Origin of the sequence: Shouchella lonarensis (assembly GCF_900096965.1) — a bacterium.
Lineage (GTDB): Bacteria > Bacillota > Bacilli > Bacillales > Bacillaceae_D > Shouchella > Shouchella lonarensis.
The window spans coordinates 57,850-77,757 of the sequence record NZ_FMYM01000011.1; the positions used below are offsets into that span (position 1 = coordinate 57,850).

Below are 19,908 nucleotides of genomic sequence, written 5' to 3' on the forward strand. Positions count from 1 at the left end.
GAATAACACTCACTTCGCCAATGGAAGACGTTTTACTTTATAACTGAACAACAGCTTCCATCGCACTCTTGTCAAAAAAACTTTTATTATACTCTTCTGTTTTTCTGTTTTCCTTCTGGTGAAAAAGCTTGCAAACACCTGTTTTAAGCGTTTAAAATCTTGCTCTTATGCTATCGTCAAGGCGAGGAAAAAGCTTGGTGTATCACTGCTAATCTCATCCACTCTAGGTGTCCGAAATTTATTCGATTTCAATATAAATTGGCTTTCTTGATGTCCGTACACAAGCCATTTTCTTTGATTCTTACTATACTCCATATTGTTCATTAGAAACAACCACCTCATTAACTTACCCACCAGTATTTAAAGCCCCGTGCAACCTATATAATAACACCGATATTCATTCGAAATAGATATAACACACATCTGATAGATACTTAACATATAATTCTAATAAATAGAACCCACCATTTCATTCCTCCATCGGGGAAGACCCTTCACTTTTTATTACTATACAGAGACTTAAAAAATTTATAAGCATCATACTGATTGGCAACTCCACTTAACAAAGTTGCTATTTCGACATCATTTTTATCATTTGAATGTTCCATTGCTTCCAACACCAAAGAAGCGCCAGTAGGATAATTCATCATTTTCATAAGCTCATTCCTATAAACTTCCACTTGGCTTTTCTTTTTATATTGTTCATTCTTTTTTAATGCCTGTCTTAGCATAAAAGAATAATACATTTCTTTATCACGATTATTCCAATCTTCTAGATCAATGGTATGCTCTTCCAGAAGAGTTAGGGCCTCGTTAGAGAAACCAGCAGCCTCCAAGCTCATTACCAACCTCATTAAATTCACCGCACTGGAGTCAAACAAAGACTTTTTCAGGGACAAAATATCTTTTTCAGGGATCTTATCTTTCTCGATACAATAATTTCCGATAATCAATACATCTATGTTTGACAAAAGAAACTGCCTTACAGCGTCCTCAGGAGTTTCTACAAGAGGCTCTCCCATTACATTAAATGAAGTATTAAGCACAGCATTTACACCTATAATATCTCCCACGTTCTTGATCAGCGAGAAATACAATGGTTGAACTTCTTTTTTGACTTCTTGGAATCGAACTGTTCCATCCACATGTCTTACTTCTTTTAGTACGCCCTTTGCTTTTGCTAAATTTAACATATAGGGTGACAACGATTTAACATATGTGTTCTTTTCAAAAATTTTACTGTGCTCTTCTGGGACAATACTCACACCAAAAGGCCTGAAACTTTCTCTATATTTGATATTTTTATTGATCTTATCCACTACTAGTGGCTGAACTGGAGAAGCTAATATACTTCTTGCTCCAAGCGCTCTTGGGCCCCATTCACTCCCCCCCTGAAACCATCCCACGACTTTTTCCTCACCTAAAAACGCAGCGCCACTCTCGCTAGGATTAACTGTCACAGCATATTTTAAAAGCCCTAATTTATCGATAGATGAGCATATCTCATCATTACTATAAGACTTTCCCAAGAACGGATTAAATAGTTGACATGATTTCTTTCTTCCTAATCTCTCTATCCAGCAATAATAACAAAGACCAATTGCCACACCATCATCTGTTGCTGCAGGTTGAATAAAAACATCTTCCCAACCATGACTTTTGAACTTACTGTTAGCTGTGCAGTTTAATGCAACACCGCCAGCATAACTTAAATTATTACTATCCGTCAAACCCATTAGTAACAAAGAAATGGCTTCAATAGCTTTTTCAAGCTCTTCTTGAGCTTTAAAGGCTAGATCAAATGCAAGTTGAGTATTCCAATCGACAGGAACATATTTATATAAAAAATCTTGTATACTATTAATAGATTTCTCTTCCATTCCTTTTCGAAACGGTAAAATATTGGAGAAAAATGCATCTAAGCGCGCCAAATTAATGTGAATATCTCCATTTCTTGATATATCTAACAAACTTCCCCAATATTCTCTCTTTTTACCATACGGTGCTAATCCCATCAATTTACCCGCTGAAGGAACCCCAGCTTCACTTAGACCAATTAAAGCTGCGAAAATATCGTAAAACATCCCAAGACTGAGATTATTCGTGTCTCCATAAAAAGATTTAATCAACTCCAACTTGCTATCTTTGGAATGATAAAGTGTTACCTTTTCGAAACGTCCATCTCCAACATGATGTCCTTGCTCATCAATTACTAGGACAGCACTTTCATAAAATGGGCTCACACCATAAGCACTGTAAGCATGCATTAAATGGTGAGATGGAATATCTGCTTCGATTACTTTTTCTTTCCCGATGGGGACATACTTAAGCAATTCCTTTTTACAACTTTTGATGGAACGTCCACAAACCAGAAAGTCAACTTGGTTCAATTCTATTCCAGATTGCTGTAGAACATAAGTAATTGATGCCAAGGGAGGCAAAACAATTTCCCTATCATTTTTTGCGTAAAATCCGTCAGATTTTTTGCGCCTATCTAATCTTTCCTCACTTATTGCGGAAATAATTTCTCCATCTTTCATTAATGCTGCTGACCTATCATGATTTGACATGCTCACTCCCAATATATAGGTTGGCATAAAATCATCACCTCTTTTGCTGAATTCATCCCACAGAGATCCAACTTACGTAGTAAAACCCTCACATAATATACTTATTCCACTGCATAAACAACTTTAAAATTCACTGTGAGAATAATATACATTGTATGTCTGCCTCCTGATAGTTCACACTCGACAGTCACTTACTATAGTGAATTAGATTGAATATCCTTCTCAATTCCTTTTTGTTCACATTCCTTATTTCTTTATCAAATTTTCCCAACCTAACAGACTCCCTGACCTCAGAGATCAACAACTGACTCATTAAATAAGCAATAAATACTTGCTCCCGGTTGACATGGGATGAGATAACACTTGGATAACCACCCGATTCTTGCATATCTTCCAGTCCAGCAACAATATCAAAGTTGTATTTAGCACAACGCTCTGCATATTCAGTTCCTGGATGAGGACAATACACATAGGTGTTTATATTGTCTACAACACCTGTGTTCAAAAAATTAAAAATTGAACCTAATGACGTTATCAACGAATCAACCGTTTCTTCAGGAGTCCCTATTATCCACTCTAAGTGAACCTTTAAATTAGCATTTCTAGCTATTTCAATTGCAGACAATACAATATCTAGATTCTGACCTTTAGACATTTTTCTCAAAATACTATCATTTGGGTTATCTAACCCTAAATAGACTCTATTAGTTATAGGCTGGAGGTGCACAGCAATTCTTTCATTCAACAATGTTGAATGCGTATATAGCCCTTCAAGAAAAATATTGTTCCTGGAAAAGACTTTAGAAACCTCAATAACATGCTCCTCATCCCTAGTGAATATTTCATCCTCCAAGAAGCAAATATAACCTCGATTCCCGATATGCTCCTTAAAAAATTGGACCTCTCTCTCGACTTTTCCAGCACTTTTTTTTCTATAATTCAACCAGTTAGGAACACCACTACAAAATTTGCACTTAAACTTACATCCAAAACTCGTTCTCATACTAAAAGGAATATTTTTAGGCTCTCTCCCAGTGAAGCTTTTATACAATTCGAACGCGGGACCTAATAAATTATACGCCGGCAGAGCCATATTTTCAATATTGTTTACAACACAAGGAACTGGCTCTCTATCCGAATCCCGAACACATATGGAGTTAAATTTTTCAAAAGCGCTATGCATGCCTTCATCTAAAATGGTATTCAGAATGTCAGATATAGTTTCTTCGGGCTCGCCTACTACTGAAAAATCCATCTGCGGAACTTCTCCAAATAGCCTTTTCTTTAGAACTGTGCTTAACCTTCCTACAGTACCGATTAAAGAATTACGATGAACCTCTTTGACTATCTTTGATATAATCTTCATACCGTACACTGCTGCTGTGCTTCTACTCGGTATAAAATAGTCTGTAGAAAACAAGTAAATTTTAGCAGGGTTATCTTTGATTAAATTCAATAAAAACTCATGATCAGTGTCCTCATCAAACCCACTCATGATATTAATTAATGGATAATACACTACACTTAAACCTACTCTGTGTATCTCCCCAGTAATTATTAGTGGAGGAGAATCCCATGGCTCACTTACAGGATAAACTTTAGAGATTGCTGTCCTAAATGTTGGACGACGAAACGGGGCAATTACCACAACATCTGTTATATTCATTCTTTAACTCCTTTACCCTCGAAGAATTCTTCAATCCAATCAAACCACACATTCCATGGTTTACAACGCGACACATCTAAACCTGCCCGAGAAAGATCATGAAATATAGACCATAATAGATGATAAGTTTCTTCTTTATCCATGTTACTGATATTACAAATCTCAAATAAACCTGCTCGCGGATCAGTATCACTAACAACGTCACAAATCAATGCCAGGTCCTCATTTCCTGTGATTATAGTGCCTCCAAAACGAAACTCACATCCGTTTTTACTTCTATAATATCTTATAGAACTACACCCACATTCAAAAACCTTCATATCAGACACTGGTCAAAACCCCTCCTTTATTTACAATAGGACACATATAGTCTTTTCCATTTAGATTTTTCGTTTGAGAGAATGACCTAGACCTGGACCCACCACCACAAACTTCTTGAAGTTTACATTGTTCGCACTGGCCATCTATATCATGGATATCCATGTTTCGTATTTTATTTAAAACAGGGGATTCTGTCCAAATTTCTCTCATAGAGGACTTTCTTAAGTTCCCACATCTTGCATTATCTTCTCCGATTAATAACACAGTCGGATAAACATCCCCATTTGATGATACTGAGATCTCCATTTTTCCTAGAACATCTCCAATTGAAGTATGCGCACTATATAACTTCTCCCTTAAGGGACTTCTATAGTTCCATATACCTTCCGCCTGTTCTAAATTAATATTGCCTTCAATTAACGGTAAATAAAATTCCCATGCCGATGGCACTGAGATTTGCATATGTGGGATTTCTCCATTTAACTTCAATGAAGTAAGCTTCGAAAATGTCTGTGACCATAACCAAAATGGGAGCTCAAATTCATCTAAATGCTTCTTACCATAACCGCCAGGAAAAAACTTGATCCCTACAAAAGATTTAGCACCTAATTCCATAGCTAAATTGTAAGTTGGAAGGATATCTTCTATTGTCGCTTTTGTTATTGTGAAGTTTACCGATGTTTCAAATCCTTCATTAACAACTTTCTTGACACCTGCTTTTACCTTTTCAAATACAGGAACAGGGTCAAATCGAGGATTATTCAATTGTTTCCTCAACACTGTGTAATTATCAGGAGTTGAGCCGTCAATACTTACATTTAACACCAAACCGGGGCATCTTTTTTTTAAATCAGCCACTATATTATCCCTAAAAAACAATCCATTTGTTATTACAGAGACGGTCCATCCAGGAAGTTTACATGAATATTCCAGAATATCCAATATATCTCTTCTAATAAAGGGCTCTCCCCCGGCAAACGCTATCTTTAACGTTCCCATCTCATGTAATTCCTTGATTACCTTAAGAATCTCTGGCGTTTTCAGTTCATTATCTAATTTCGGACCGGACGAACTATGGCAATGCGCACATGCTAAATTGCAACCATTAGTCAAGTTAAAGTCTACATGCGAGGGTCCCCTAGTAAACATTACAAATTCCTCCTAAAAAATCTTTTATGGAAAATCATTGTATATAGTTTTTAATCAAAACATATGGAAAGAGGGGGGGAACCCCCCCCTCTTTCAGTCAAACACGCAATGACCTATTTTGATTGAATTAATTGTTTTAATTCATTTAAAGTCTCTTGCGAAATTTTAACAGGATTGACTGAAGAATCAAACGTTTCTGGCACAGCAGCTGGAGCTGTTCGATTCCATTGCATGGAAGTAACTTGCGTTACTTCAAAAGCAGGTTTAAATCCACTCATTATTTTCACCCCCTTTCAAATGTGATGAGCTACTTTTTTTATCTGCGGATCCGGAAAGATATATTATGCAACTTATAACTAACACTCCTGACAAGCAACCAAAAAGCAACATCGCCATATGAAATCCCAATAAGTCCAATAATAACCCTATACCCAACAGTGAAATTTGCGCATTAACATTTTCTAATATTCTTTTAAGGGAAAAAAACCTCCCGTGAAAGGCCGAATCTAAGCTCTTTTGATAAAAAGTCGAAGAAATCGGGATAAAGATTCCCGCGGCTAAACCGAACAGCCCGAATGCAATATAAGGGATTAGAAAGTTATCTGATGATGCTAACAGTAACTGAGATATAACAATCACCAAGCAGGACAAAATTATCCAACCGACAATTTTTCTCTCCTTATTAATTCGGGCTACTAATAACCCCGCGATCAAAATGAAAGCTCCTTCGGTCATATATAGTAACCCTGAAATGGAATCACTTTTGTACAAAGCGCTAATTTCAATTACTATTATATTGAATCCCGCTATAAATGCATAGGGCACCATAGACAATATCAATATTACTAGCACGGATTTATTTTTATTAATGACTGGAAATATTTCCTTAAACGATTTTTCAGCAACGTTTCCTTTATTAACATGAAACTCTTCCACTTTTAATGCAAGGGATGCTATAAGTAATACTATGTAAAAAGATAAAGCTATTGAATATAAATATTCTAACGAAATAAAGCTTAGCAAGAGCCCCGCTGATGCGGCACCAAATATTCTTGAGAGCGTTACAAGATTCATCTGTACAACATTTGCAATATTCAATTTGGCCTTATCTACAATAAGAGGGATCAACGTCTGGGTTGTCGGAAAATAAAACGCTGCAGAAACTCCCATCAGCATGCTATAGATAACCATCCAAAATATAGCGTTTTGATTCAAAGCTAAAAACATACTTGACACTGCAATAATTCTACATAGAGACGCCACAACTAAAATGTTTTTCTTTTTGTAACTGTCAATCAGTCTTCCTGCTAGTGGCCCAAATAAGGTACCTACCACCACTCCAGAAAGCAGCACCAATGCTTGTAGGAAACTAGACTCTAAATTTGTCTTCAAAAAATGTAAATTTCCTATGATCCCAAACCACATCCCAAATTCAGCACCTAAAACACCAAGCATGAGTAGCCAGAAGTTTTTATTCGACCACATAGAGATCCCCCCTTTTTAAAGTGACCTACAACAACTTCATTCCTAATTCGGCAGGACTCACAATTAACAAGTACGGCAGGTCCCACGGAAAAACCCCTTTCGCTCTTTCATCTATCCAATAATAATCCGTTCTAAAAAGCATATCAGGATTAAAGGATACCAAAATATCAATTTCTCTATTTGCGTTACGGGAATTAGAACAAAAGGATAGAACAAACACGTTAGTGCTTACTTTATGGGCATCTATTACTATAAAATACCCTTGATACGGAAGATCACCTTTATTATCGCTGCTTAAATAGAGATCTGTGAGGAAAATATCTGTAAGACCCCCATGCCCGGTCAATAAGGAACTGCATCCTCCTGCAGTAGATAAATTCTGTGGCAGATTAATAATTTTCCCATCTCTTATAAATTCGACAGGGCGTTTTCTGTTACCTTCTAGATCATAAAGCATGTTTATTGCTCTATCTTCTATGCTGATATCTCTTGGGATACACACATTAACATTATGTTGCTTCAAATTAGAACACCAATCGCCCAGAGTTAATTTAGACAAACACACCGGTGTTATTAGCCACGGCATTTCAAATAAATACTTTTCATTAAACGAGTGTGACTCCAATAGTAAGGATTTCTCCACCACACTTTCACTGTAATCTAGTATCGTTCTTTGTTTTAATTGGTAACTTTTCTTTGATTCAACAGTCAAATCTATCTCCAGGTAATTATACTCTTCCTTCGTGGACAATTTCAATGGATTTACACCGTTACATATAGATATTTCACGGTCAAATTTTTTGAAATGATAATCCCCTTCCTCACCTTTCCCAAGAGCATCCCGTATAGCTCCTTCTATCTTTTTCATAGGGTCGTTATTTTTATGGGAATACATAAAAGATCCCAATCTTTGTTGATAAAGAACCCTGAAGACAGAATAAAATTCACTATGCCTAGTGGTTACCCCCTCTTTCTTTTCATGTCTGCATGCCCTAACTGTTACATCTTGCCATTCCATCATTTCTCTCCTCTTATTTCCACCTGCTCTAAAATGACAGATGGGGCTTGATTACAAGTGGGGATAGAATCATTGAATTTGGTACATATACCTTCAATTAGTTCGTAGTCGTTGTTTATATAAACCAAGTGTCTATACATACTTTTCACATTAATTCTTAAGTAAAAGCTTGATGTGTAGCCCATTGTAATATTGTCATGCACTATTAAAGCATCTTTTATCTCTATGATAGCTATACCTTTATAAAATTGCGCACTATTGACATAATTACACACTAAGCAGCTTTTCGGGTTGGGTATACCATCACAATAATTTTTTGTGCTGACTTTTAGATCAGTCAACCTCACCCTCGGAAACATAAAAGTTGTTTGTTTACATGAGGAAACAAAATCCTGACCTAAAGCAACAACTCCTTTATTCACTATCAAATGGTTTTCATAATTGGGTATACCCTCATTTATTAGATCATTTTTTAAAGATAATTCAATATTCAGACACGCGGGACCGACACGATCTCCCTTTTCTAAATAACCTTCCTCAATCCCATGAGCTATACACTCATGGAATAAAACAGCGGCTACATGAGGTTTCAATAATAAATCATATTTCCCATTCTCCAACGATAAAGGCCGTAACGCCTTATGGATATTCATAAAAACGATTATCCTGTCGATAACTTTTCGCAAATCCTCTTCAATCTTCTGCAAAGAGCGCGAAGAAATCGTCATTTGAAACTCTCTGCTTTCATAAGCAAAGAATACATTTGTATATATGAATATACTGTCTTTTGTCTGGGGGTTCCCCAAACTGTCGAGATCTTTTTTTAGGGAACACATTTTCATAGTCAATACTATTTCTTCTCTACATTCCTCTAAAATTTTTCTGAAGCAGGAGATCCAACTAGGAATATAAGCTTCAATACTATGAGGATCTAGATCCTCATGTAACAATGCACCTTCATAATTAAGGTCGTAGGAACTATTTAAATGTTCGCATTGATCATCCTTATCATAAGTGGAATACCCGGCAGAAACGTAACCTATCTGATACTTTCCTGTTAAAGGGTATATCACTAATGTTCTTTCTAAAAAAGAAGTTTTAACGGAGATCTCCATCGGCCCACCCACCCAAAACTTTTTGAGTAACATCAAGATAAGACGCCAATCAATCACAACAAAACTCAGCCTTTATTAATTAGTCTTTCTGTGCATCACTCAACATACACAGAAAACTTCTTCTATTTTATTGCTGCAATAGAGGCGAAGTTTAAACACTTAAAAACAGTGGATACAGCATTAAAACCAGCCTTCTCTAACATCTGTCGATTCTCTCTTTCAGTGTATGGAATTGACACATCTTTTGAAGTTACATGTTCACTGATAGTATCTTCTTCACTCAGATTATTACCATATTCATACTCGAGGTCATAGTGCATATCAGTATAACTTTTATTAAACTGCCAAAAGTGATCTATTATTTCCTCTGAGAGGATACATATGCCGCCAGCTGGTAATTGCCTACATATATTGTTCAATACATCTTGCCTATTCACTGGACGAATAGACTGTAATGCCAAGTTTAATATAAAGCAACCAGGATTTTCGAACTCCTTTAAACGAGATAAATCTTCATTCAGAAAAGTAAATATACCGATATCCCTCTCCTTTAATGACTTCCTTAAAAGATCTATAGTTTCCCCAGTCCCACATCTTAAATCATAGATATTGGTATTGCTAATAAGATTTCTTCTTATAAAATCTACTACCAACGCTTGGGAGAAATTATAATAAGATTCACTACTGACCATGCGTCATCAAGTTACCTCCTTCACTTATATTAAAGAAACAATAACACAGACATAATATAAGTACGACGAAGAGAATTATCCAGCTAAATGCATAGCTCCGCCCATTCACCCAAGATTCATCTTGCGCTACTCCACGATTTATATCCCCTTAAATTCAACAGCGGGTCGAAACACCGTCTGAATTCCCTAAGGTTCCTATTATTTATACATAATAAATGCTGACTTCTGTTTTGTCAACAAAAAATCCAGTTATTCCCCTATACTTTTTGAAATTGCACGTTAGATATGTAAGATTATTGAAAAATATTAACAAATAGTTTTATCTAAAGTTGACAAGAGCTCCACATCCATATCTACTTCTTTTACATTTCCCATAAAGTTCAAAGACACTTTTACTCGTTTCTGTCGCTTATTAAATTTCTTAATTAAACCTTCAAGACCCTTTAACGGACCAGCATGGACAACAATTCTTGAATTTTTAATATAAACCTCAGAAGCGCCCATTTCTTCACCTTCCCTTGTCATTTTCAACAAGAGATCTATGTCCTTCACAGGAATAGCACTGAAGCATTCACTTTGTGTCAGTACATTCGCGGCAGCAACCGAGCTATAATCAAGATGATATCGATATGCATTCAATAACCGAAAACAACCTGGTATGGTTTTCAATTGGTTGTACAAGTCGATAGTCATATCAGCATAAAGCAGTATATAGCCAGAAAACAGTACTTTACTGACCTCATATTGAGTGCCTTGGCGCCTTTATAATAGTTTTCGTTTTGGTATTAGCATTTGATCGACATGTATGTGTGAATGCCTGTCAATCAGATATCTCACCCGTTCTTCCTGTCCAGATTGCACAAATAATGCGTACCATAGAGGCTTCATTCTCTCACCAAGACGGGGAATGGCTCGAACCTGACAATGTATTAACGAGCTACAAAGATTGGCGTGATGTCTCTTCGTGGGCAGTCTCTTCTCGGCAACAAAAAGTCCATGCACAACGCGCAAAGACTGGTGAGGACCAATCTCAATATAAGCATCATATTGATCTTTAAAACATTGTTCTAAAGCCTCCTGGAAACATACAGGTTGCCTAACATTTCGTCTCCAATATTTAGACGTCAATCCTGCCTTTGGATGGCGAAAACCGTATACCGTTGAGTAAACAGGAATCTCACTAGCCTTTGGACGTATTGCAGTAAGAGATTCTTCAAACGGATTGCAAATAGATTCCATCTGCATGCTATGAAAAGCGTAATCACTGTCCATAACCTTATAGAAAACCTTTTTGTTTTCCAGATCCTTCAATAATCCTAGTAATGGTACAGATGCTCCGGAAAGCATGACAGAGTTCGGACCATTATTTGCTGCAATAGACAGCTGATCTCGATAAGGAGCGATAAATTCGTCTGCTTCTTCAAAGGACAATTGGACAACAGCCATTTTTCCTTTTCCTTTCACCATCTCCATATAACGACTACGCTCGAAAATAATCAACAGCGCGTCTTCCAAAGACAGTGTTCCACCGACATGATAAGCTGCTATCTCACCCAAGCTGTGACCGACAGCTGCGTCAGGAGAAATTCCACATTCAGACAAAGCTTTAACAAGCGCTATTTGAATAGCGAAAATCATCGGCTGTGCAACAGAGGTTCGAGACAATCGAGAATTTTTGTTAGCAGAAAATAGTTCTTCAATCAACGACCAATCGGCAAATTTCCTAAAGATGCGATTACACTTTTGAACAGCATTCCTGAAAACCTTATTCGAACGGAAGAGGCCCTTCCCCATCCCCTGCCATTGAGATCCTTGACCATTAAATACAAAGGCTATAGTAGGTTCTGTGTACTTGGGTTTAACATCCTCTCTCCACTCTTTATTGCGCTGGATTCTTTCCATCTCTTCTATGATTTCCTGTTTCGTTTCTCCGACAACCGCTACTCGATAAGGATGATGCGTTCGTCTTTGTTGTGCGCTATAACAAATATCGGCAAGCCTCTTGTCGAGTGAGGAATCCCTAATGGTTTCCTTATATGTTGTTATTAGTCTTTGGAGAGAAGAAAGGCTTTGAGCTGAAATCGTTAAAATATCTGGTTGAGGTTTAGCCATAGTCTCAGTATAAGTCAGATATTCTTCATCAAATGATAACGGCAATGACGGTGCTTCTGTTAAAACAACATGAGCATTTGTTCCTCCAAAGCCAAACGAACTGACTCCTGCAAACAAGCTACCGTCTTCATCAGGTCAGGAAGTGAGACTATCTTGCACGCTCACCTTGATATCATGAAAAGGAATATGAGGATTAGGATGTTTAAAATGGAGACCGGCTGGTAAACAACGTTTATTGATAGCCAGTGCTGTTTTGATTAATCCTGCAATACCGGCTGCTGATTCCAAATGCCCAATATTACTTTTCACCGAACCAATTTTACATTTTCTATCTTCGCTTCTATTCAAAGAGACCACTTGCGAAAGTGCTCCAACCTCACTTGGATCGCCCAAAGATGTTCCTGTACCATGTGTTTCGATATATTGAACCTTTTCTGGCGGTACATTTGCTTTTTGATAAGCTTCTGTTAAAAGTTGGACTTGGGCTGTTTGATTCGGAGCTGTTATAGAAGAAACGATTTTAGATGTCGTCATCACGATCTCTGGTTTTGCATCATTGACAATGCGATCAATTCGAAGCATATTTCGATTATTTCTAGGAGGATAAGCCGGTATTGCGAGTACCCCTGCATAAAGGCATCCGAAGAAACTACTTAACATAATCTGGACCAGAATGATACAGGAGCAACGCCCTTTTTCCACAAGCATTCCTTTGTTGCAATACCGCTGCTATTTTTTGTGCTTTCGTATGCAACATCCCATAAGTAAATAGATCATCCTCTTCACCATTAGTCAAAAACCGAAACGCAATCTTACCTGGTGTGTGATATGCTCGATAGCTTAACAAATCTACTAAGTTCTTTACTGTATGTTCTCCTTGCACCAATACACTCACCTTTATACCACTCCTATTCAAAACAAATACTCTGCTTCCCGCAGTACACGCTCAACACTGCGCATCATTATTTTCGTCGAGAAATAGCAACATAGCTAGCGACAAAACCAAGGACAAACCATATAGAAAGTATCAAAATTGTTTTCCAACTCAATTCGAAATAGTCCGGCGCAAGAGACCCACGAACAGCTTCTGCCATATATTGCAAAAGACAGGAATAGGCAATATCTCTCGTTGAACGAGAAGTTGCGCTATGATATCATTAATTTAATTTGTTGTTTAACTTGTCAAATATTGGTTCGTGCGTTTATAAAAATGGAATATTTGATTAGGATGTCGGTTTCGAAGTTTCAATCATTACACCATTATCATTGTGGAGGTTCTTATGGGAAATCACACTCAAACAAAGTTACCCTCATGAACACAGACACCACGACCTCTAACATACAAAAAGACACAGCCGCTACATTTGGCTCAAATTTTTATAGCTGATGATCGTGAATTCTTATCACTTTACGACAAGCAAATAAGATCGAATCCAAAACTAGAATACCATTCGTATCAAAGCACGGTTTCGAGCTTCGGATTCACCTTGATAAAAAAATAAAAACCCTTATTTCCCAAGGGTTTTAGTAAAGCTCCCAAGCGGACTTGAACCGCTGACCCCCACCTTACCATGGTGGTGCTCTACCTGCTGAGCTATGGAAGCACAAAAATGGCTCCACAGGCAGGATTCGAACCTGCGACCGATCGGTTAACAGCCGATAGCTCTACCACTGAGCTACTGTGGATTAAAGAATATGACAAAACGTCTACATAAGATTATACTGAAGAAACACCTATACGTCAATGATTTTCACGTTTAAAACAAGAAAGGGATTGGTAAGTATTGTCGCATATAAAGAAATTCCTTTGTATTTTAACCCTTCCAGCGAGTATCGCGTTGTTGCCACCACAATCATTTTAAGTCTTCAAAAAGAAGATCATGGTATGACCACTATTAAGTGTACTCAACTTTCGCACCTCAAATCCGGCATGTAAGCCTTGATATAAGTGGGTAACCCAGCAATCCAATGTGAGAGTTGACTTTTGATCAATCGCTGCGCGCGCTTACCGATCTTATCAAGAGCGTCATGAAAAAGCTCGAGTAACTGTTGCAACGCAACAGCCCAATCAAGCGCCTGCATCTCATCACAGAGATCATAAAATACACCACCCAGTGTCCGATTGTCATTGTGGCAACGATTCTGCCAAGATAACACGATATATCTAGTAAAAACAATGGTTGTGTGGCTAATAAGAGAGTCGTACGAACGCCCTTGAAACTCCTTTTGCAAACGTAGGAGCGACTTCGTCGTCTTGAAGAATACTTCTATATCCCAACGGATCCCGTAAGTCTGGATAATTTCCTGTTCAGAAAGGCTGTGGTCTGTACTCAAAATAGCCAGCCATTCGCGCTTGTTATTTCGATTGCGCACAAAAACAACTTTAACAGCGACACCGTTTGCCATCGTTGTTGTAATGACGCGTAAAACGCCCTTCTTCTCTGGAAGTGGCGTTGCACGGTGATAAAGCTCCTTCAAGGATAGCATTTTACCGTTTACTTGATAACGCTGTTGTGAATTCTTCACCATACCGATGACATCAATTCCTTGATCTACAATTGCTTTGATCAATGGCTGTTGAGTAAACCACGAGTCCATTAAAACATAGGAAGCCTGAATTCCTTTCGATAATGACCGTGCAATCATGCCAGGGAGTTGTTCAGGGGCAGATTGAAGAGCTTCTTTCCGTCGATTATAACCAGCACTACGTTTATCAATATCTTTGTTGATGCCATTGATGATAGATTTTTTTGAACTCAGTAGTGAAAAATCAATAGGTATAAAAGTGTTCCTTTCTCCAAGCAAACTTTGGATAGTTTAAAAAGCGATATATAGCGTCTTTTCCAGGAAAATCTTCACGCTTCTTTGAAGTGAAAAGCGCAAACCAATTTTTTTGGTGGAAAATGAGCGCGAATACAAGGCGAAATAAAACATTACAGCTAAACCCAAAGTTCTTCCGAATACCTGATTGACGCAAATGCTTTGTCATTTCTAGCTCCGATAATACAACATTAATTTCATTTGGGAGTTGCTCATTTACATGCCTTTCAGTTATCATAGAGAAAGCACCTCTTCTTTTTGGTATTGGGTTTAGTCAACTCTATTATACCTAAAAGAAGTGGTGCTTTTCATGTTTCAAGTACTGATGTCAAGGTGCATATTTCATAGGCCGGCAGGCCTTGGTATAACTGAAACTCAAAGCATTTTTTGTCTGCGAAAGTTGAGGTGTATGGGCTAAAATAGCGCATACATTTTTTAATAACCATATGCCACCTCCCCCTTCTACATACCACATATTGCTTCAACATTACGTCTACACACCTTCGCTACTTTTTTTACCTAAAACTGTCACAAACATCACCGGAAAAACGTGTTAGCATCAATATATAGTTTTTAATGACATATAAATATCTATATATTGATTCGGAGGGGTCGGAATGAAAACTACACCTATCAGTCAATTACAAGACACACTTCATCACATTGCCCAATTAAACAATCACGATTTACTCCAAGAAAACGCCAATGTCGATGGCAATTCTCCTATGGGGCAGATGAGCCGGTTTGCCTCAGAAAGTGCGCGCTATTACGCCCACCAATTTTTACTCTCAGCAAACGTAAAAAAAGCCATTGACGAGAATTTCATCTACCCTCATGACTTAGATTTTTTAGCTAGTGGCACGACGACTTGTTGTCAAATTCCGTTGGGACGTTTATTACGTGGTGGATTTCATACTGGTCATGGCTTTATTCGTGAGCCACAAGACATTATGAGTGCGATGTCGCTTGCCTCCATCGTTTTTCAAGCAAACCAAAACATGCAACACGGGGGCCAGTCATTCCCGATGTTTGACTACGACTTAGCTCCCTATGTGCATAAAACTTACCTCAAACATCTCAAGCGGTTAAAAACATACCCCCTACCCATAACTGCAAACGAGCTAGATGATCTTGCTTGGACAGAAACAGAAAGAACCACATACCAGGCATGCGAAGCGTTTATACACAACGCAAACAGTATGCACTCACGCGGTGGTGGACAAGTCCCTTTCGTCTCCATTAACTACGGCACAGATACGTCAAAAGAAGGCCGGATGCTTATCAAAAATATTTTGAAAGCGACACAAGCTGGCTTAGGACACGGAGAAACATCGATTTTTCCTATTCAAGTCTTCAAGATGAAAGAAGGGATCAACGTTTATGAGTGTGACCCTAACTACGATTTATACCAACTTGCTTTAGAAACAACTGCCAAGCGACTATTCCCGAACTTTAGCTTTATTGACTCACCGGTGAACAAACCTTTTTATGATGGCACACCCGAAAGTGAGGTCGCCTATATGGGCTGTAGGACGAGGGTTATGTCTAATGTTCACGGCAAACAAAATAGTGTTGGCCGGGGAAATTTATCCTTTACTTCAATTAACCTTGTAAGAATTGCGTTATTAAGTGCTGACATCAATTCTTTTTTTGCCTTACTCGAACATTATATCGACTTAACCATCCAGCAACTACTTGAGCGGTACCACTTACAATGCAAAAAACACGTAAAGAACTTTTTGTTCCTATACTCGCAAGGCATTTGGCACGAAAGCGAACAACTTACAGAGAATGACACACTGCAAGACGTGTTGAAACACGGAACGTTAAGCGTTGGTTTCATTGGATTAGCCGAGGCGCTAGTCGCATTAACAGGAAAACATCACGGTGAATGCGAACAAGCATTTTTCTTAGGAAAACGCATCATTCAATTCCTGAGGGAAAAAACCGATCAAGCCACGGTGACACATCATTTAAACATTTCATTAGTCGCTACACCAGCAGAAGGACTTTCGGGGAAATTTGTACAGAAAGATCGAGATGAGTTTGGCGTATTGTCTGACATCACCGACCGAGCATACTATACAAATTCTTTTCATATCCCTGTCCATTACACCATCAAGGCAGCAGATAAAATAAGGATAGAAGCACCCTTCCACACCATGTGCAATGGTGGGCACATTAGCTACATTGAACTTGATGGTCATGCTTCAAGAAACACCATAGCCATTGACACACTCATACAGGCCATGCGAACAGCTGGGATGGGCTATGTCTCGATCAATCACCCTTTAGACAGATGTAAAACTTGTGGCTACATTGGTGTCATCGACAATGCTTGTCCAAAGTGCAACAACAACCTAGAAGAGGCGATTGAACGCATACGTCGAATTACAGGCTACTTAGTTGGTGACGTCAGAAGATGGAATACAGCTAAAAGACAAGAAGAACAAGACCGGGTGACACATATATGAAAGTGATGAACATCATTCACGACAGTGTTGTTGATGGCGAAGGGCTTCGAACCGTGCTATTTCTCGCTGGTTGCCCTCATGCATGTAAAGGATGCCATAACGAGAAGAGCTGGCACATTTCTAACGGTACGACAATGAGTGTGGAAGAAGTATTTCAAGAAATAATGAGCAATCCACTGACAAACGTCACCTACTCTGGCGGCGAACCTTTCATACATGCAAAAGAGTTAATACAACTCTCCATCCTAATTAAGCAGTCTTCTAACAAAAACATTTGGTTATATAGTGGTTATACACATGAACAAGTTTTATCTCACCCAAACGACCATTACCGTCACTTGCTTCTTTATTGTGATGTATTGGTGGACGGTAAATTTGAACAAGACAAACGTGATCTAACCTTACTTTATCGAGGAAGTCACAATCAACGGCTCATTCGATTGACGTAATCAATATGGGAAACTTTACGAAGTCAGACACATATGATTGTGAAATAGTGAGCAAACAATGGTATAATAAGTACAGCAGTGTGTTCATACTAACGTGAAGGAGGACGTTTAATGGTAACCATTGTTGCACTCACACCTATTTTATCTGTCATGGTTTTCCTTGTTTTTATGCGGATGCCAGCCATGAAAGCCATGCCCATTAGCTTGGTTGTCACCGCCATCCTTGCGTTAATCTATTGGAAAATTCCACTCCCCTACATTGGCGCTTCGATTATAGAGGGGATTTTAATCGGGTGTTCCATTTTATATATCGTCTTTGGGGCCATTCTTTTACTAAACACCCTTCAGGCAACAGGAGCAATTTATGCCATCCGCTCCTATTTAATTAGCGTCACGCCTGATCGAAGAATTCAAGCGATCTTAATTGCCTGGCTGTTTGGTGCTTTCATTGAAGGTGCAGCAGGATTCGGCACGCCTGCAGCAATTGCGGCCCCTCTGCTAGTAGCGGTGGGCTTCCCACCTCTTGCCGCAGTTGTCGTCGCCTTAATTGCCGATAGTAGCCCCGTTTCTTTCGGCGCTGTTGGCACGCCCATTATCGTCGGTGTACAACAGGGTTTAGAAGAAGGCGGTCAATTAGCCGCGGTTACCGCTCCTTATCTATCTGGTATAGAAATGACTGATTATTTACGGCAACTGGCTGCACAAGTTATGCAAATTGACGTCATAACAGGGACGCTCATGCCTCTAATTTTAGTCGCTATTTTGACGCGCTTTTTTGGAGCAGAAAAATCCTGGAGAAAAGGACTTGAGATATGGAAGTTTGCCTTATTTGCTGGATTTAGTTTTACCGTCCCTGCACTGATTGTCGCTTTTTTATTAGGGCCAGAATTCCCATCAATTGTCGGTGGCGCTGTCGGGCTGCTGCTTGTACTCGTCGCCATCAAAAATCGCTGGTTTATGCCAAAAGAAACATGGGACTTTGCCGAGAAAGACCAATGGTCACCAGAATGGCTTGGAAACATGACGGCTAAACCAGAAGAAAAGCCAAAAGTAATGTCCTTATTATTGGCCTGGGTACCTTATTTGCTGCTAGGGCTTTTGTTAGTCTTAACACGAATAGATGTTATTCCACTTAAACAATGGCTCATGCAAGTTCATGTGGGATGGGAAAATATTTTAGGCACTTCCATCTCTGCCACTTTCCAACCTTTATATCTACCAGGGACTATCTTTATTGTTGTTGTGTTTCTCACGTTGTTCCTTCATAAAATACGTAAAGATGCGTTCACCCACGCCGTTTCTAATTCACTAAAAACATTAATCGGGACAGCCGTCACGCTCTTTACAGCCGTCCCAATGGTAAGGTTATTTATAAATTCTGGGTTTAATCAGAGCGGACTTGAAAGCATGCCAGTAGAGCTTGCCAATCGTGCGGCAGAAGTTCTCGGGCACGGTTGGCCATTCGTTGCTCCCTTTATTGGTGCGCTCGGCTCCTTCATCTCTGGAAGTGCGACATTTAGTAATATGATGTTCTCATTGTTCCAATTTACTGTTGCTGATCAAATAGGTGCAGACCCGACGCAAATTGTTGCATTACAAGTCATTGGCTCAAATGCAGGAAATATGATTTGTGTCGTCAATGTGGTAGCTGCTGCATCCGTCGTTGGTCTGGTTGGAAAAGAAGGTTCAATTATACGGATGACGCTTATTGCTATGGTCATTTACGCAGGGATTGCAGGAATTATCGGACTCCTATTGTGAAAATGTGTCATGAATTAAAAGCAAACATGACTTTATCGCGCCCCATGTGTAGCTCAAATACTTGGGGCTCTTCTCGCTTCACACAAATTTGTCAACCTATAGCTTAGCTCTCAAGACAAAAAAAATACACCTCCATTCCATGTGTGAAAGTGTATTTTCTATAAAATATCAACCCGGCACTGATCTACGCTCGCAGGGGGAAGCCCCCAACTACTATCGACGCAAAAGAGCTTAACGACCGTGTTCGGCATGGGAACGGGTGTGACCTCTTTGCCA

Annotated in this window: 15 protein-coding genes, 2 tRNA genes, 1 rRNA gene and 3 pseudogenes; 4 read left to right on the plus strand and 17 right to left on the minus strand. The window is 38.8% G+C overall.

The window, feature by feature from the left end:
• Nucleotides 1–494: 494 nt before the first annotated feature.
• The 10 genes and pseudogenes from BLT29_RS11510 to BLT29_RS13155 form a co-directional block, all read right to left on the minus strand.
• On the minus strand, nucleotides 495–2,597 hold the full coding sequence (locus tag BLT29_RS11510) for a carbamoyltransferase C-terminal domain-containing protein (protein WP_090776466.1): 2,103 nt from the start codon (nucleotides 2,595–2,597) through the stop codon (nucleotides 495–497).
• 160 nt (nucleotides 2,598–2,757) lie between these two features.
• Nucleotides 2,758–4,236, minus strand: coding sequence for a B12-binding domain-containing radical SAM protein (locus tag BLT29_RS11515; protein WP_090776467.1), 1,479 nt, complete (start codon nucleotides 4,234–4,236; stop codon nucleotides 2,758–2,760).
• A complete protein-coding gene (locus BLT29_RS11520) occupies nucleotides 4,233–4,565 on the minus strand; it encodes a hypothetical protein (RefSeq protein WP_090776468.1) in 333 nt (110 codons plus the stop codon). Before BLT29_RS11520 ends, BLT29_RS11515 begins: the two co-directional genes overlap by 4 nt.
• Nucleotides 4,558–5,706, minus strand: coding sequence for a radical SAM/SPASM domain-containing protein (locus tag BLT29_RS11525; protein WP_090776469.1), 1,149 nt, complete (start codon nucleotides 5,704–5,706; stop codon nucleotides 4,558–4,560). The genes BLT29_RS11520 and BLT29_RS11525 overlap by 8 nt, the downstream gene beginning before the upstream one ends.
• A gap of 113 nt (nucleotides 5,707–5,819) precedes the next feature.
• Nucleotides 5,820–5,984, minus strand: coding sequence for a hypothetical protein (locus BLT29_RS13410; RefSeq protein ID WP_176763910.1), 165 nt, complete (start codon nucleotides 5,982–5,984; stop codon nucleotides 5,820–5,822).
• Nucleotides 5,971–7,191 carry an MFS transporter gene (locus BLT29_RS11530; protein WP_090776470.1) on the minus strand — a complete coding sequence of 407 codons (1,221 nt, stop codon included), beginning with the start codon at nucleotides 7,189–7,191 and terminating at the stop codon, nucleotides 5,971–5,973. Before BLT29_RS11530 ends, BLT29_RS13410 begins: the two co-directional genes overlap by 14 nt.
• A 25-nt stretch (nucleotides 7,192–7,216) precedes the next feature.
• A complete protein-coding gene (locus BLT29_RS11535) occupies nucleotides 7,217–8,209 on the minus strand; it encodes a hypothetical protein (RefSeq protein WP_090776471.1) in 993 nt (330 codons plus the stop codon).
• The gene (locus BLT29_RS11540; protein WP_141769893.1) at nucleotides 8,209–9,381 is read right to left on the minus strand and encodes a hypothetical protein; all 1,173 of its coding nucleotides are present in this window, start codon (nucleotides 9,379–9,381) and stop codon (nucleotides 8,209–8,211) included. Before BLT29_RS11540 ends, BLT29_RS11535 begins: the two co-directional genes overlap by 1 nt.
• 65 nt (nucleotides 9,382–9,446) lie before the next feature.
• On the minus strand, nucleotides 9,447–10,016 hold the full coding sequence (locus BLT29_RS11545; RefSeq protein WP_090776473.1) for a class I SAM-dependent methyltransferase: 570 nt from the start codon (nucleotides 10,014–10,016) through the stop codon (nucleotides 9,447–9,449).
• Between the two features lie 306 nt (nucleotides 10,017–10,322).
• Nucleotides 10,323–10,766: pseudogene (locus BLT29_RS13155) on the minus strand (antiterminator LoaP); the annotation flags it as partial.
• A gap of 116 nt (nucleotides 10,767–10,882) precedes the next feature.
• On the opposite strand from BLT29_RS13155, the gene BLT29_RS14090 reads away from it, so the two are divergent.
• Nucleotides 10,883–11,074: a hypothetical protein gene (locus BLT29_RS14090; RefSeq protein ID WP_496196934.1), complete on the plus strand. Its 192-nt coding sequence runs from the start codon at nucleotides 10,883–10,885 to the stop codon at nucleotides 11,072–11,074.
• Here BLT29_RS14090 and BLT29_RS11555 read toward each other — a convergent pair.
• The 6 genes and pseudogenes from BLT29_RS11555 to BLT29_RS11580 form a co-directional block, all read right to left on the minus strand.
• Nucleotides 11,034–12,245 (minus strand): annotated as a pseudogene (locus tag BLT29_RS11555) (acyltransferase domain-containing protein); the annotation flags it as partial. The gene BLT29_RS14090 and the pseudogene BLT29_RS11555 overlap by 41 nt on opposite strands.
• Before the next feature lie 18 nt (nucleotides 12,246–12,263).
• Nucleotides 12,264–12,710, minus strand: a complete 447-nt coding sequence (locus BLT29_RS11560) for a polyketide synthase (RefSeq protein ID WP_176763911.1) — start codon at nucleotides 12,708–12,710, stop codon at nucleotides 12,264–12,266.
• A gap of 67 nt (nucleotides 12,711–12,777) precedes the next feature.
• Nucleotides 12,778–13,023: a hypothetical protein gene (locus BLT29_RS11565; RefSeq protein WP_090776477.1), complete on the minus strand. Its 246-nt coding sequence runs from the start codon at nucleotides 13,021–13,023 to the stop codon at nucleotides 12,778–12,780.
• 636 nt (nucleotides 13,024–13,659) lie between these two features.
• Nucleotides 13,660–13,732 (minus strand) — tRNA-Thr (locus tag BLT29_RS11570).
• 7 nt (nucleotides 13,733–13,739) lie between these two features.
• Nucleotides 13,740–13,814, minus strand: a tRNA-Asn gene (locus tag BLT29_RS11575).
• Between the two features lie 219 nt (nucleotides 13,815–14,033).
• Nucleotides 14,034–15,186: pseudogene (locus BLT29_RS11580) on the minus strand (IS4 family transposase).
• Nucleotides 15,187–15,565: 379 nt separating this feature from the next.
• Between BLT29_RS11580 and BLT29_RS11585 the strand changes: the two are divergent.
• From BLT29_RS11585 to BLT29_RS11595, 3 genes are all read left to right on the plus strand, one after another.
• Complete coding sequence (locus BLT29_RS11585) at nucleotides 15,566–17,422, plus strand: anaerobic ribonucleoside triphosphate reductase (protein ID WP_090776478.1); 1,857 nt, start codon at nucleotides 15,566–15,568, stop codon at nucleotides 17,420–17,422.
• Entirely contained in the window at nucleotides 17,419–17,871 is a 453-nt protein-coding gene (gene nrdG, locus BLT29_RS11590; protein WP_090776479.1) for an anaerobic ribonucleoside-triphosphate reductase activating protein, read from the plus strand. Before BLT29_RS11585 ends, nrdG begins: the two co-directional genes overlap by 4 nt.
• A 111-nt stretch (nucleotides 17,872–17,982) precedes the next feature.
• Entirely contained in the window at nucleotides 17,983–19,632 is a 1,650-nt protein-coding gene (locus BLT29_RS11595) for an L-lactate permease (protein WP_090776480.1), read from the plus strand.
• A gap of 171 nt (nucleotides 19,633–19,803) precedes the next feature.
• Here BLT29_RS11595 and rrf read toward each other — a convergent pair.
• A 5S ribosomal RNA gene (gene rrf, locus BLT29_RS11600) occupies nucleotides 19,804–19,908 on the minus strand; the annotation flags it as partial.